Here is a 13767-nt window from a genome sequence, read left to right on the forward strand (position 1 = left end):
GATAGGGCGTGTGTAGCGCTGCAGGTCCGGGCCGGCGTCCAGAACATCACGGATACGGGCAAGCCAGTCGAATGTTTAATTCGTCAGGTCGAGATTCTCAAGCGCAAACGTGCTGCCTCAGCATGGGATTAACGCTCAGTGCGCGTCGAGCGCGGCTTGCGTGACAAGCGTAGAGTCACGTTCCGTTCGCTCCCAATAATTCGCCTGATCATGAACATGCCCAAGCTGCCAGACGCCGTCCTGTCCTCGGTGGACCTCGATCCGGTGGAAACGCTCGAGTGGAAGCAGGCGCTGGAAGGCCTTGTGGCCGCGGCCGGCACCCAGCGCGCGAGCTTCGTGCTGGACGCGGTGCTGGCGCATGCCCGAACGCTCGGCGTCGAGTCCGAGGCGACGCAGCTGCTTGCCTCGCCTTATGTGAACACCATTGCGCCGTCTGCCGAGCCTGTGTTTCCGGGCAACCTGACGATCGAGGAGCGCCTGAGTTCGATCATGCGCTGGAACGCACTGGCGATGGTGGTTCACGCCAATCGGGTCAGCGGTGAGCTGGGCGGGCACATTGCTTCGTACGCGAGCGGCGCCGATCTCTTCGAAGTCGGCTTTAACCACTTCTTTCGCGGGCGCACGGCAGAGCAGCTCGGTGACATCGTGTTTCTGCAGCCTCACTCGGCGCCCGGGGTCTACGCGCGGGCCTTCGTTGAAGGGCGGCTGAGCGCCGAGGACTTGACGCACTACCGGCAGGAAATTGCTGCGCGAGCCAAAGGCCTGCAGCCGCTGCCGAGCTATCCACATCCCTGGCTGGCCCCGGATTTCTGGCAATTCCCCACTGGCTCGATGGGTATCGGCCCGATCAACTCGATCTACTCGGCGCGCTTCATGCGCTATCTGCACGATCGAAAGCTGCTGGACACCCGTGGCCGCCGTGTGTGGGGCTTTTTTGGCGACGGCGAAATGGATGAGCCGGAGTCCATGGCAGCGCTCACATTGGCCGCGCGCGAAGGGCTGGACAACCTGACCTGGGTCATCAACTGCAACCTGCAGCGCCTGGACGGACCAGTACGCGGCAACGGCCGCATCATTGATGAGCTCGAAGGCCTCTTCAAAGGCGCAGGCTGGCGCGTGATCAAGCTCGTCTGGGGCAGCGACTGGGATGCATTGTTCGCACGGGACAAGTCGGGTGCCCTTGTGGAGGCGTTCTCGAAGGTCGTCGATGGCCAGCTGCAGACCTTTGCCGCCAACGATGGTGCATTCAACCGCGAGAAGTTCTTCGGGCAGACCCCGGCGCTAGCCGCGTTGGCCGCGAGCATGACCGATGACGAGATCGATCGGCTAAAGCGCGGCGGGCATGACATCCGCAAGATCTACGCCGCCTTCCACGCTGCCGCGCAGACGGTGGGACAGCCCTGCGTAGTGCTGGCTCAAACGAAGAAGGGCTACGGCATGGGCGAAGCCGGCCAGGGCAAGATGACTACGCACCAGCAAAAGAAGCTGGACGACGACGCGGTGAAAGCATTTCGCACCCGCTTCAACCTGCCGCTTTCTGACGCCCAGTGTGAAGCGCTGGAGTTCTACCGCCCTGCCGAGGACAGTGCCGAAATGCGCTACTTGCGCGCGCAGCGCGCCCGGCTTGGCGGCGCCTTGCCGCAACGCACGGCGTTGTGCCCCCGCGTCACGGTACCTGCGCTGGAGAGCTACGGCGGCTTTGCGTTGAAGGCCGACGGCAAGGAGATGAGCAGCACCATGGCGCTTGTACGCATGATGGGCACGCTCATCAAGGACGCCGAACTCGGGCCGCGCATGGTGCCCATCGTGGCCGATGAGGCGCGCACTTTCGGCATGCAGGCGATGTTCCGGCAGGCTGGCATCTACAGCCCCAAGGGGCAGCAGTACGAGCCCGAGGACATCGGCACCGTGATGTTCTACCGCGAGGCCACGGACGGCCAGATCCTGGAAGAGGGGATTACCGAAGCCGGCGCGCTCGCCTCCTGGACTGCAGCCGCGACCAGCTATGCGACGCACGGCCTGGCCATGCTGCCGATCTACATCTACTACAGCGTGTTCGGATTCCAGCGTGTGGGCGATCAGATCTGGGCCGCCGCGGACCAGCGCGCACGGGGCATTCTTGTGGGGGCTACCAGCGGGCGGACCACACTGGCTGGTGAAGGCCTGCAACATCAGGATGGCACCTCTCACCTGATCGCCGCCACCATTCCAAATTGCCGAGCCTACGACCCGGCGACCGCTGGCGAGCTTGCAGTCATTCTGGACGATGCGATGCGGTCGATCCTCGAGCATCAGCGCGACGAGTTCTTCTATCTCACTGTGACCAACGAGAACCTGCCGCAGCCGGACCTGCCTGCGGATGCAGTCGAGGGGGTGCTCCGCGGCATGTATCTGGCATCGGGCCAGTCCGGTGCACAGGTCAGGCTGCTGGGCAGCGGTGCCACCCTGGCGCAGGCGCACGAGGCTGCGGCCCTGCTGCAAGCCCGATTTGGTGTGAGCGCCGCCGTGTATTCAGTGACCAGCTGGTCATTGCTTGCGCGTGACTGGACGCAGCAGGAGCGCGCACGCCGGCTGGGGCAATCAAGCACAGAGGCTTGGGTGGAGCGTCACTTGGGCGGATTGGCCCCGGTGATTGCGGCAGCCGACTATGTCAGGGCGGTGCCGGACAGCATTCGCGCAGCACTGAATGCTCCCTATGTGGTGCTTGGCTGCGACGGCTTTGGTCGAAGTGATACGCGCGCTCGTCTGCGTGACTTTTTCGAGATTGACGCCCGCTGGATGGCTTACTCGGCGCTGCATGCGCTGGGATGGAAGGGCGAGCCGCTTGCCGATGCAGCCCGCGTGCTTCGGCTTGATCGCGATCGACCTCCCCCCTGGACCAACTAGCAGGCAGACGTTCACCAAGCCCGCCAGCGGCCAAGGCTGGCGCAGGGGATGCTTGAGGATCCGCAGATCAGCGCGACATCGCAAGACGCGCACCCTCGGAAACGCACGGCGGGGGGCCAAAACGGTCCGAGTCCGTACACTTCCACCCAAGCACAATGCTTATGGGGCGGCGCGGCGGTGCCATCCGCACCCGGCTGTCGGTCTGCGACCCAACGCGAGACTTTGCCCCCCAGCTGAGCATGCAAGGAACCCCCTGAGCGAGAAAGCCCGTCGATGGCCCTGACACTTGACGATATCCGTGCCGCGCAGACCCGCGTGTCGCCGCACGTACTCAACACGCCTTTTGTGCCCTCGCGCACGCTGTCGGACATCTGCGGCTGCGAGGTGTTTCTCAAGTTCGAGAACCTCCAGTTCACCGCAAGCTTCAAGGAGCGGGGTGCGCTGAACAAGCTGGCACAACTCGATACCGACGAGCGCCGGCGCGGCGTGCTTGCAGTGTCCGCCGGTAATCATGCTCAGGGCGTGGCCTACCACGCGCAGCGCATGGGTATTCCGGCCACGATCGTCATGCCCAAGTTCACGCCCGCCGTGAAAGTGGAGCGCACCAGGGCGTTCGGCGCGAATGTCGTGTTGCACGGAGCCACGTTTGACGATGCGCGCGAGCATGGCATGCGTCTGGTCGCCGAACAGGGTTTTGTTCTGGTGCACCCCTATGACGACCCGCAGGTTGCCGCTGGGCAGGGCACCATTGCCATGGAGATGTTGGCAGCGCAGCCGGATCTGGATGCCATGGTGATCGCGGTGGGCGGTGGCGGCATGATTGCCGGCATGGCGGTGGCCGCGAAGGCGCTCAAGCCGGGCATCAAGATGTTCGGTGTGCAGACCGAGCGCTTCCCGGCGGTGTTCAACGCCAAGCGCGGTACCGATCATGCGAGCGGCACGGCGACGATTGCCGAGGGCATCGCCGTCAAGTCACCCGGTGCGGGCAACGTGGAGATCGTGCGCAGTCTGGTGGATGACTGCGTCCTCGTGTCCGAAGCCGACATTGAGCGCAGCATCCTGATGCTGCTCGAGATTGAAAAGACGGTGGTGGAGGGCGCCGGGGCCGCTTGCCTCGCTGCACTACTGGCGCACCGCGAACTGTTCAGCGGTCTGCGCGTTGGCCTGGTCCTGTGTGGCGGGAACATCGACCCCTTGGTGCTGGCGGGAATCATCGAGCGCGGCATGGTGCGCTCAGGCCGCCTCGCTCGCATCACAGTCAGTGTGCGCGACGTGCCGGGCGCGCTCGCCAGCCTGACGCGGGTGCTGGCCGACAATTCCGCCAACATCGAGGAAGTACATCATCAGCGCGCGTTCACTGCGCTGTCTGCCCAGTACACCGAGGTCGACGTGGTCGTCCAGACACGCAATGCAGCGCACATCCAGGAACTGGTGGCCGCGCTCGTCGCCGAGGGGTTTGACGCGCGAGTGCATTGAGTCGGCGTCGATTACTGCACGAAGCAAAACGGGCGACTGCACAGTCGCCCGTTTTCGTTTAGGGTGAGCGCCTTACTTCTTGCCCAGCATTGCGTCCTTGAGATCGGCCTGGACGGGCTTGTTGCCCAACCAGATTTTCAGCAGAGCCTCGTAGAAGTCTTCGCCAGGAATGGCGGCCTGCTCCTTGCCCATCGAGTTCACAACCGTGCCGCGTGAGGGGTTGAAGTCGACCACGATCACGTCACCGGGCTTTCCCGAGGGGATCGTTGCAAATACCTGACCGAACTGAACAAGCTGCGTACTCACCTTCTGCAACTCCTCGGGGCTCAGGTTGTCGCGAACACCCTTGAGAAAGGCTTCGCCAAGATCTTTGGATGAAATTTCACGCAGCAACGTGAGATGCACCCGCTTGGCGCCCTTCATGTTCAGGACTTCATTCGCGTTGCCGCTCTTCCTGGGCAAATACAGGCCGCCGACGTAGACCTTGAAGCCGAATCGGCTGCGGACGCCGGCGCCATTCAGGGTCAGCGACTGTCCGGCCACAGTGACCTGATCCGGGATCTTGACGCCTTCGAGTTCGGCGCCTTGGGCGGTCGGGGTCAGAAAAGCCAGCGCGAAGAGCGCAGCAGCAATCAGTTTGTTCATCAAGTCTCTCCTCAAAGCATCGGGGGCGAGAGGAGCTTATCGGTCGGCCCAGCGCTCGCTCGGGCAAATAGCGGGGGAAAACATCCCCTATTTCCGGCATCGCTGTGGCTCCGTGTTCGCGGCACAAATTAAACAGGGCGCCTGTGGCGCCCTGTATGTCAGTGAGCGCGAGGAGCGCCCTGACTTAGCTGCGTTCGGATGACTGCTGAGGCGCAGGTGCAGCTGAAGGTGCCGCTGCAGGCGCAGATTGCCCCGGGCGCACGCCGAGCAGAAGATCCTTCAGATCCGCCTGCACCGGCTTGTCGCCCAACCAGATGCGCAACAGCGCAGAGTTGAACTCGTCGCCGGCCACGTCACCCACCTGCTTGCCGTTGATGATGAGGTTCATGCCCTTGCCCGGCAGGAGGTCGAGCACGATGGTGTCACCGGCTTTCAGCGCGGGAATGGAGCCGAAGAACTGACCGAACTGCACCAACTGCACACCCAGGCGCTGAATTTCGGCGGGCGGAACGTTGTCCCGAATGCCCTTCAGGAAGGCATTGCCTAGCTCGGTGTTGTTGATCTCGCGGCGCAGGGTCAGATGAACCCGCTTGGCGCCGGGCATCGTGATGGCCTCGCGCGCATTGTTGGTCTTCTTGGGCAGGTACAGGCCGATCACGTACACGCGGAAGCCGAAGCGGCTACGCATGCCCATCCCATTCAGGGTGGCGCTTTGGCCGCCCACGCTGGTCGTATTGGGCAACGAGACCTTATCGATTTCGGTCGACTGAGCCAGCGCGGGTTGGCTCGCCAAGGTAGCCAGCGCGAGCGCGGCCACCGCAAAAATGCGCTTCATGAACATGTCTCCTGATCCTTTTTTGTGAACATCGTCCGTCAGCGATGTGACAGGATGATTCCCGCGCAGACAGACGGCCGAAATGTTAGTTCCCGCTCACTCGTCGTGAACCCCTGGCGTTGCGGCCGTACGTCGTTATTCGCTCATGCCCGGCGTGACCGTGGAGAAACCCGCATCTACGTAGGTGATTTCACCGGTCACTGCGCTGGCCAGATCGGACAGCAGGAAGGCTGCGACGTTGCCGACTTCGTCGATCGTCACGTTGCGCCGCAGCGGCGCATGGGCCTGCACAAAGTGCAGGATCTTGGAGAAGTCCTTGATGCCGGATGCAGCCAGGGTCTTGATGGGGCCTGCGGATATGCCGTTCACACGCACACCCTTGGGGCCCAGCGCGCTGGCGAGATAGCGCACGCTGGCTTCGAGTGAGGCCTTGGCCAGACCCATGGTGTTGTAGTTGGGCACGACTGACACGGCGCCTAGGTAGCTCAGCGTGAGCAGGGCAGCGCGATCATTGAGCATGGGCGCCGCTGCCTTGGCCATGGCCGGAAAGCTGTAGGCGGAGATGTCATGCGCGATGCGGAAACCCTCACGTGAGATGCCGTCCAGGAAGTCGCCGGCGATCGCCTCGCGCGGCGCAAAGCCGATGGCGTGCACGAAGCCGTCGAAGGTCGGCCAGGTGGCAGACAAGTCCTTGAACACCCGTTCGATCTGCTCATCACTGCCCACGTCACAGTCGAACACGAGATCCGAGCCGAATTCACGCGCGAATTCCGTGATCCGGTCCTTGAAGCGGTCGCCGACGTAGGTGAACGCCAACTCGGCGCCCTCGCGCTTGCAGGCGCTGGCGATGCCGTAGGCGATGGAGCGGTTGGACAGCAAACCGGTGATCAGGAGGCGCTTGCCGGCAAGAAAGCCCATAAGTGCGGATTCCGTTGGTTGTGAATGCCACAAATGCTACTTCCAAGGGTGGCTCGGAGCGGGAAAACCCTGAGCCGCAGGGGCTGCGGCCTCTATCATCCGCGCTTTGCCGCCAGACCCTGGCCGGTAGCGCGCCAAACCCGCGCTCTCCGGCAGCACGTTCACAAGACCTGATGGGCTGGCGCTGGAGGGGATCAGATATGACGTGGAATCGTTCCGGCCGCACGCGCGCCGGATGGCCAGGCACGGTCGTGCTCGGCCTGATGCTGGGCTTGGCCGCCTGTGGCGAGGTGCCCAACAGTCCGCACCCCGGCGGTGCCGAGCGCGAGAACACCCTGTTCTCCAGCTTCCAAGAGCGCTCGCCCAAGTACCTGGACCCCGTGTCGTCCTACGCGAACAACGAGACCCCGGTCACCTACCAGGTCTACGAGCCGCTCTACGGCTATCACTATTTGAAGCGGCCGTACGAACTGGTACCGAAGGGCGCCAGCCGCGTGGTCGCGGTGCCGCGCTACTTCGACAAGGACGGCAAGGAACTTGGCGCGGATGCGCCGGGCGAGCAGATTGCCGAGAGCGTGTACGACATCCCGATCCGCCGCGGCATGCGCTACTCGCCGCACCCCGCCTTCGCAAAGGATGCCCAGGGCAATTACCTGTATCACAAGCTGACCGAAGCGGATGTGCGCGGCAAGCGCAGCCCCTTCGATTGGACTCAGACCGGCACCCGCGAAGTCACCGCGGAGGACTACGTCTACACGGTCAAGCGCAATGCCACGACGCGCACGCTTGCGGTGATCTCCTCGGTGTTTGCGGAATACATCGTCGGCTTGAAGGACTACATGGAGCTGATCCAGGCCGAGGACAAGAAGCTCCTGGCCGGCACGGATCCGTCCAGCCTGGACAAACCCTTCCTGGACTTCCGCAAGTACCCGTTGGCTGGCGCGAGCGCGCCGGACCCTTACACCCTGCGTCTGCGCATCAAGGGCAAGTACCCGCAGATGAAGTACTGGATGGCGATGACGTTCTTTGCCCCCACGCCGTGGGAGGTGGACTACTTCTACACCCAGCCTGGCATGGCCTTCAACGGCCTGTCGATGAACACCTGGCCCGTAGGCAGCGGCCCCTACATGATGGTCGACTACGTGCGCGATCGGCATCACATCCTCAAGCGCAACCCCAACTACCGCACTGACGACTTCTACCCCTGCGAGGGCGAGGCCAGCGACACCGCCGCCGGCTTCCTGAAGGACTGCGGCAAGCCCATGCCCTTCATCGACACGCTCGTGTTCCGGCAGGACAAGGAAAAGGTGCCGATGAAGGCCAAGTTCCGTGCGGGATTTCTGGATGTACCGGAGATCGAGCGCACCGAGTACGGCGTGGAGTTCAGCATCGACGCCGATGACGACCCCAAGGTGGCCGCCGAGTTCAAGGAGCGCGGCATGCAGTTCCCCAAGTTCCTTGATCCCTCCATCTGGTACACGGGCTTCAACATGCTCGACCCCGTGGTGGGTTGGGGCAACACGCCCGAGCAGCAGGTGAAGAACCGCAAGCTCCGCCAGGCGATCTCGATTGCGATCGACTTCGATGAGTGGAACACCATCTTCCCGACCAAGGGCGGCGTGGCTGGCATGGGCCCGATGCCGCCGGGTGTGTTTGGCTCGCGCTATGGCACCGCCGAGGGGGTGAACCCGGTGACGCACAGCTGGAAGGATGGCCGCTACGTGCGCCGGCCCATCGAGGACGCCAAGCGCCTGCTGGCCGAAGCCGGCTACCCGGACGGGCGTGATGCCAAGACCGGCAAGCCGCTGGTGATCAACTACGACTTCCAGCGCGCGCTGACGCCGGAGTTCCGTGCCGAGGTCGATTGGATGGCCAAGCAGTTCGCCAAGATCAACATCCAGCTTGAGGTCCGCGCCACTGACTTCAACCAGTACCAGGACAAGAAGCGCAAGGGCGCGCTGCAGTTCTACTGGGGTGGCTGGCTGGCGGACTACCCGGATGCCGAGAACTTCCTGTTCCTGCTCTACGGGCCGAACTCGAGTGCCAAGTTCGACGGCGAGAACATCTCCAACTACGACAACCCCGAATACAACAAGCGCTTCGACCGCTTGAAGCTGCTCGATGACGGGCCGGAGAAGCAGAAGCTGATCGACGAGTTGGAGAGCATTGCGCGCGAAGACGCGGTCTGGAGCTTCGGCTACTACCCCTATGCCGGTGGCGCCTTCCACCAGTGGGTGGGCAACGGCAAGCCCGCCACCATGATCCGGGACATGGCCAAGTACTACACCATCGACGCGCCGCTGCGCGCCGAGAAGATCCGCGAGTGGAACCAGCCGGTGCGCTGGCCGCTGGCGCTGATTGTTTTGTTGCTGGCGCTGGCTGCCATCCCCGCGATCCGCATGATCCGCCGCCGCGAAGCGGCCCGTGGCCTCAGCGCGACCACGCGCGAACCCGCCACGCAAGGCGCGGAGTGACCCGATGCTGAACTACATCATCCGACGCGCGCTCTACGGCATCCTCGTGCTGCTGGGCGTGAATATCTTCACCTTCATCCTGTTCTTCACGGTCAACACGCCGGACGACATGGCGCGCCTGAACATCGGCGGCAAGCGCGTGAGCGCCGACCAGATCCAGAAATGGAAGGCCGAGCGCGGCTATGACAAGCCGATGTACTTCAACGCGGCCGCCAGCGGCAGCAGCAAGGTGACCGAGACCATCTTCTGGGAGCGTTCGGTCGGTCTGCTGGCGCTGAACTTCGGCCGCGCGGACGGCGAAGCCGGTGGCGACATCGGCCACGAGATCGCCACGCGCATGAAGGCCTCTCTCGCGCTTGCCGTGCCCACCTTCATCCTGACGGTGATGGCCACGGTCGGTCTGGGGCTTCTGCTGGTGTTCTTCCGGAACACGCCGATCGACTTCTGGGGTGTGGTGCTGTGCGTGTTTCTGCTGTCGATCTCGAGCCTGTTCTACATCATCGTCGGGCAGTTCATGTTCTCGAAGGTCATGCGCCTGTTCCCGATCTCGGGCTTTGCCGGCGGGCTGGACGTGGTGAAGTTCCTGTTCCTGCCGGTAGCGCTGTCGTTGCTGGCGCGTCTGGGGGGGGATGCACGCCTGTCACGCGCCATGTTTCTGGAGGAGGTCGGCAAGGACTATGTGCGCACGGCTCGGGCCAAGGGCCTGTCCGAGCGCCTGGTGCTGCTGCGCCATGTGCTGCGCAATGCGCTGATCCCGATCATCACCAGCGCCGGCAGCTATCTGCCTTTCATCTTCATGGGCAGCCTGGTGTTCGAGAGCTTTTTCGGCATCCCCGGCCTGGGCAGCTACGTGATCGACGCCATCGGCGGGCAGGACTTCGCCATCGTGCGCTCCATGGTCTTCGTGGGCAGCCTGATCTACATCGTGAGCTACATGCTGATCGACATCCTGTACACGGTGGTGGACCCTCGTGTACGTCTCGCTTGATAGGCCGAAAATGATTGAAAATCAAATTGCCAATGAAGCGTTATCCGCATGCCTTGTGCGGATCTCGGCATGTCTTCATCAGTTCAAATTCGCGGCTGAAAATGAGATAAATGGCTCCTGGAGCGGGTCTTCAGGCCATGTGTCTTCGGGGCATGTCTCTGGCGCTACCGCCACAGCAGGAGGCCGCTGACCATGCCCAAGCTCGTCATCCTCTGGACGGACGCCGTCTTCTTCCTGATGCTGATTGCGGCGCTGTTCTACATCGGCCATGCGCGCAAGAGCCCCACGCTGCGCGCTACGTGGCGCAAGGTGGCGCAGGAGCCCTCGGCCATGGCGGCGCTGGTTATCGTGCTGCTGTTCCTTGCCGTCGCGCTGCTGGACAGCATCCACTTCCGGCGCATGCTCCCGCCCGCGCCTAGCGCGGCGGCCAGCACCGCCGCGGCCTACTCCACGCGCACCGAGTCAGTGCTCGACGCGCTGCTCGCCCGTCAGATCGCCATGCGCGAGACCTCCTACTCCCTGCCGATGGCCACCGAGACGTTCACCAAGGAGTCGCGCGAGGTCAATGGCCAGGTGGTGCGCGAGCGCGTGCGGCTGGACCATGGCGGCGCGCACCTTAAAGACCCGGCGCGCGACTACTGGCCCGATGTGCGCCAGCGCGTGGGGCAGGGCGTGGTGGGCGGGCTGCTGGCCGCCTTCGCCTTCGCCCTGCTCGTTGCGGCTGGGCTCGCCGCCAGCCAGAAGCGCAACATCCGCGACACCTGGCACGACATTCTTTCCAGCCGCACCGATCTGCCGTGGAGCACGGTGTGCGTCACGGTCACAGCGGTCTGCCTCGTCGTAGGACCGGTGATCTCGCTCATGGATTACTACCACGTGCTGGGTACAGACCGCACCGGCAACGACGTGCTGTACCAGGCGCTCAAGAGCATCCGCACGGCGTTTGTGATCGGCACGCTCACCACCCTGGCCACGCTGCCCTTCGCGGTGGTGCTGGGCGTGATGGCGGGTTACTTCCGCGGCTGGGTCGATGACGTGATCCAGTACCTGTACACCACGCTGTCGTCGATCCCGAACGTGCTGCTGATCGCCGCGTGCGTGCTGATGATCCAGGTCTTCATCGACAAGAACCCGCAGCTGTTCGACACCGGTGCGGAGCGGGCCGACCTGAAACTCTTCTTCCTGTGCCTGATTCTCGGTCTGACGGGCTGGGCGGGGTTGTGCCGCCTGCTGCGCGCCGAGACCATGAAGCTGCGCGAACTGGACTATGTGCAGGCCGCCCAGGCCTTCGGCGTGTCGCCCTGGCGCATCATGGCAAGGCACATCCTGCCCAACGTCACGCACCTGATCCTGATCACCACGGTGCTCGATTTCTCAACCCTTGTGCTGTACGAAGCGGTGCTGAGCTATGTCGGGGTCGGAGTGGACCCGAGCATGAGCAGCTTTGGCGGCATGATCAACCTGGCGCGCAGCGAGATGAGCCGCGAGCCTGTGGTGTGGTGGAGCTTCATGGCGGCCTTTGCCTTCATGGTGGCGTTGGTGCTGGCCTTCAATCTGCTGGCCGATGCTGTGCAGGCCGCGTTCGATCCGCGTACTCGCAAGTTCCGCGCAAAGCTGCGCGTGTTCAAGCCCGCCGCAGCCTGAGGACATTCCATGCTCAACACCCAAGACCTTCACGTCGAGCTGGACAGCGAATCCGGCCTCGTGCACGCCGTCGATGGCGTGCGCTTCTCGATTGCGCGCGGCCAAACCTTTGCCATCGTCGGCGAGTCCGGCTGCGGCAAGAGCATGACAGCCCTGGCCCTCATGCGCCTGCTGCCGGAGAACGGCCGCATCACCCGCGGCCAGGTGCACATTGCAGAGACTGATCTACTGCAACTGCCCGAGCGCGAGATGCGCGCAGCACGCGGCGGCAAAATCGGCATCATTTTTCAGGAACCCGCCACCAGCCTGAACCCGGTCATGCGGGTGGGCGACCAGATCGTTGAGACGATCGAGACGCACACGACGCTGCGCGGCCCGGCAGCGCGCGCCAAAGCGCTGGAGTGGCTCAAGAAGGTGGGCATTCCCAACGCCGAGCAGCGCATTGATGCCTACCCGTTCCAGCTCTCCGGCGGCCAGAAGCAGCGGGTGATGATCGCGATTGCGCTGGCGGCCGAACCTGAGGTGCTGATTGCCGATGAGCCCACCACCGCGCTGGACGTGACCATTCAGGCGCAGATTCTGGACCTGCTCAAGCAGCTGCAGGCGGAGCAGGGCATGGCGATCGTGCTGATCACGCACGATCTGGCCGTGGTCAAGCAGATGGCACATCAGGTGGCACTGATGTACGCCGGCGAAGTGGTGGAGCTGGCTGCGGCCGATGCGTTCTTCTCCCGCCCGCTTCACCCCTACGCACAGAAGCTGTTCGCGGCTCTGCCGGACGCCGGCAAGCGTGGCGGCAGCCTCGCGGCCATCCGCGGCACCGTGCCCGCGCTCAATCGCGAGTTCACAGCCTGCCGCTTTGTGGACCGCTGCGACGCAGCCCATGACGCTTGCCGCGCTGCGCCGCCGGAACTGCTGGAGCCGAGCACCGGCCACTGGGTGCGCTGCGTGCTACATCGTGGCGGCGCGGTGGCGCTTGCACCCACTTTAGCGGGCTTGCCTGCGCCGGCTGAGCCTTCTTCCTCTGCTGCGGACGCAGCGGCACCGCAGCCCCTGCTCGAAGTGCGCGATCTGCGCGTTTACTACCCGATCCGCGCGGGTCTGTTGCGCCGCGTCGTGGACCATGTGCGCGCCGTGGATGGTGTGAGCTTCAGCGTGCCGCAGGGACGCACGCTGGCGCTGGTGGGTGAGTCAGGCTGCGGCAAGACCACCACTGGCAAGGCGCTGCTGCAACTGCTGCGCGGCAATGCGCAGGTCACCGGCAGCGTGCGGCTGAACGGGCAGGAACTCGGCGCGTTGGAAGGCGCCGCACTCCACGCGATCCGCAAGCAGGTACAGATCATTTTCCAGGACCCCTTTGCCTCCCTGAACCCGCGCATGCGCGTCGCGGAGATCCTTGAAGAAGGGCTGCTGTCGCTGCATCCGGAGCTGTCGCCCGACGCACGGCGCGATCGCGTGCGCAGGATCGTCGAGCAGGTCGGCCTGCGGCCGGATGCGCTGGAGCGCTACCCGCACGAATTCTCTGGCGGTCAGCGCCAGCGCATCGCCATCGCCCGCGCTCTGGCGGTGGAGCCGCGCCTGATCGTCTGTGACGAGCCGACCTCCGCGCTGGATGTGTCGGTGCAGGCGCAGATCCTGAACCTGCTTAAGGAGCTGCAACAGGAGCTAGGAATCGCTTACCTATTCATCACGCACAACATCGGGGTCGTGGAGTTCTTCGCGCATGAGGTGGCGGTGATGCAGAAGGGTGTGATCGTGGAATCCGGAGCAGCCCGCGAGGTGCTTGGAGCGCCGCAGCACGCCTACACCCGCGCGCTGCTGGCCGCCGTCCCGAGGATGTAGTTGGCTTGTGCAGGACAAAACGGCGGGGCTGCGCCCAACGCGGCCGCGTATCGCGATGC

At 64.0% G+C, this 13767-nt stretch carries 9 protein-coding genes; 6 read left to right on the plus strand and 3 right to left on the minus strand.

Annotated elements, in window-relative coordinates:
• Window positions 1-210 precede the first annotated feature (210 nt).
• Together mdeB and ACMDW7_RS04780 are read left to right on the plus strand one after the other, a co-directional pair.
• On the plus strand, window positions 211-2886 hold the full coding sequence (gene mdeB / locus ACMDW7_RS04775; RefSeq protein ID WP_377305106.1) for an alpha-ketoglutarate dehydrogenase: 2676 nt from the start codon (window positions 211-213) through the stop codon (window positions 2884-2886).
• Between the two features lie 273 nt (window positions 2887-3159).
• Window positions 3160-4362 carry a threonine ammonia-lyase gene (locus ACMDW7_RS04780; RefSeq protein WP_377305104.1) on the plus strand — a complete coding sequence of 401 codons (1203 nt, stop codon included), beginning with the start codon at window positions 3160-3162 and terminating at the stop codon, window positions 4360-4362.
• 72 nt (window positions 4363-4434) lie between these two features.
• Here ACMDW7_RS04780 and ACMDW7_RS04785 read toward each other — a convergent pair whose 3' ends face one another.
• The 3 genes from ACMDW7_RS04785 to fabI all read right to left on the minus strand — a co-directional run bounded on the left by ACMDW7_RS04785 (window position 4435) and on the right by fabI (window position 6760).
• Window positions 4435-5007 (minus strand): chalcone isomerase family protein, encoded by a 573-nt coding sequence (locus ACMDW7_RS04785; RefSeq protein WP_377305102.1) that lies wholly within the window; start codon window positions 5005-5007, stop codon window positions 4435-4437.
• A 184-nt stretch (window positions 5008-5191) separates the two neighbouring features.
• Window positions 5192-5842 (minus strand): chalcone isomerase family protein, encoded by a 651-nt coding sequence (locus tag ACMDW7_RS04790; protein ID WP_377305100.1) that lies wholly within the window; start codon window positions 5840-5842, stop codon window positions 5192-5194.
• A 135-nt stretch (window positions 5843-5977) separates the two neighbouring features.
• Window positions 5978-6760, minus strand: a complete 783-nt coding sequence (fabI, locus tag ACMDW7_RS04795; RefSeq protein WP_377305098.1) for an enoyl-ACP reductase FabI — start codon at window positions 6758-6760, stop codon at window positions 5978-5980.
• Window positions 6761-6960: 200 nt separating this feature from the next.
• Between fabI and ACMDW7_RS04800 the strand changes: the two genes are divergently transcribed.
• The 4 genes from ACMDW7_RS04800 (at window position 6961) to ACMDW7_RS04815 (ending at window position 13708) form a co-directional block, all read left to right on the plus strand.
• On the plus strand, window positions 6961-9234 hold the full coding sequence (locus ACMDW7_RS04800) for an ABC transporter substrate-binding protein (RefSeq protein WP_377305096.1): 2274 nt from the start codon (window positions 6961-6963) through the stop codon (window positions 9232-9234).
• Window positions 9235-9238: 4 nt separating this feature from the next.
• Window positions 9239-10222, plus strand: a complete 984-nt coding sequence (locus ACMDW7_RS04805) for an ABC transporter permease (RefSeq protein WP_377305094.1) — start codon at window positions 9239-9241, stop codon at window positions 10220-10222.
• 192 nt (window positions 10223-10414) lie between these two features.
• Entirely contained in the window at window positions 10415-11866 is a 1452-nt protein-coding gene (locus ACMDW7_RS04810; protein WP_377305092.1) for an ABC transporter permease, read from the plus strand.
• Between the two features lie 9 nt (window positions 11867-11875).
• Complete coding sequence (locus ACMDW7_RS04815; RefSeq protein ID WP_377305091.1) at window positions 11876-13708, plus strand: ABC transporter ATP-binding protein; 1833 nt, start codon at window positions 11876-11878, stop codon at window positions 13706-13708.
• The last annotated feature ends 59 nt before the right edge of the window (window positions 13709-13767 follow it).

This window comes from Piscinibacterium candidicorallinum (assembly GCF_047549485.1).
In the GTDB taxonomy this organism is placed as follows: Bacteria; Pseudomonadota; Gammaproteobacteria; order Burkholderiales; family Burkholderiaceae_C; genus Piscinibacterium; species Piscinibacterium candidicorallinum.

What these genes read in the sequence shown, in the direction of transcription:
- mdeB (WP_377305106.1), top strand. Translation starts at nt 211, where the DNA reads ATGAACATGCCCAAGCTGCCAGACGCCGTCCTGTCCTCGGTGGACCTC.
- ACMDW7_RS04780 (WP_377305104.1), top strand. Translation starts at nt 3,160, where the DNA reads ATGGCCCTGACACTTGACGATATCCGTGCCGCGCAGACCCGCGTGTCG.
- ACMDW7_RS04785 (WP_377305102.1), bottom strand. Translation starts at nt 5,007, where the DNA reads ATGAACAAACTGATTGCTGCTGCGCTCTTCGCGCTGGCTTTTCTGACC.
- ACMDW7_RS04790 (WP_377305100.1), bottom strand. Translation starts at nt 5,842, where the DNA reads ATGAAGCGCATTTTTGCGGTGGCCGCGCTCGCGCTGGCTACCTTGGCG.
- fabI (WP_377305098.1), bottom strand. Translation starts at nt 6,760, where the DNA reads ATGGGCTTTCTTGCCGGCAAGCGCCTCCTGATCACCGGTTTGCTGTCC.
- ACMDW7_RS04800 (WP_377305096.1), top strand. Translation starts at nt 6,961, where the DNA reads ATGACGTGGAATCGTTCCGGCCGCACGCGCGCCGGATGGCCAGGCACG.
- ACMDW7_RS04805 (WP_377305094.1), top strand. Translation starts at nt 9,239, where the DNA reads ATGCTGAACTACATCATCCGACGCGCGCTCTACGGCATCCTCGTGCTG.
- ACMDW7_RS04810 (WP_377305092.1), top strand. Translation starts at nt 10,415, where the DNA reads ATGCCCAAGCTCGTCATCCTCTGGACGGACGCCGTCTTCTTCCTGATG.
- ACMDW7_RS04815 (WP_377305091.1), top strand. Translation starts at nt 11,876, where the DNA reads ATGCTCAACACCCAAGACCTTCACGTCGAGCTGGACAGCGAATCCGGC.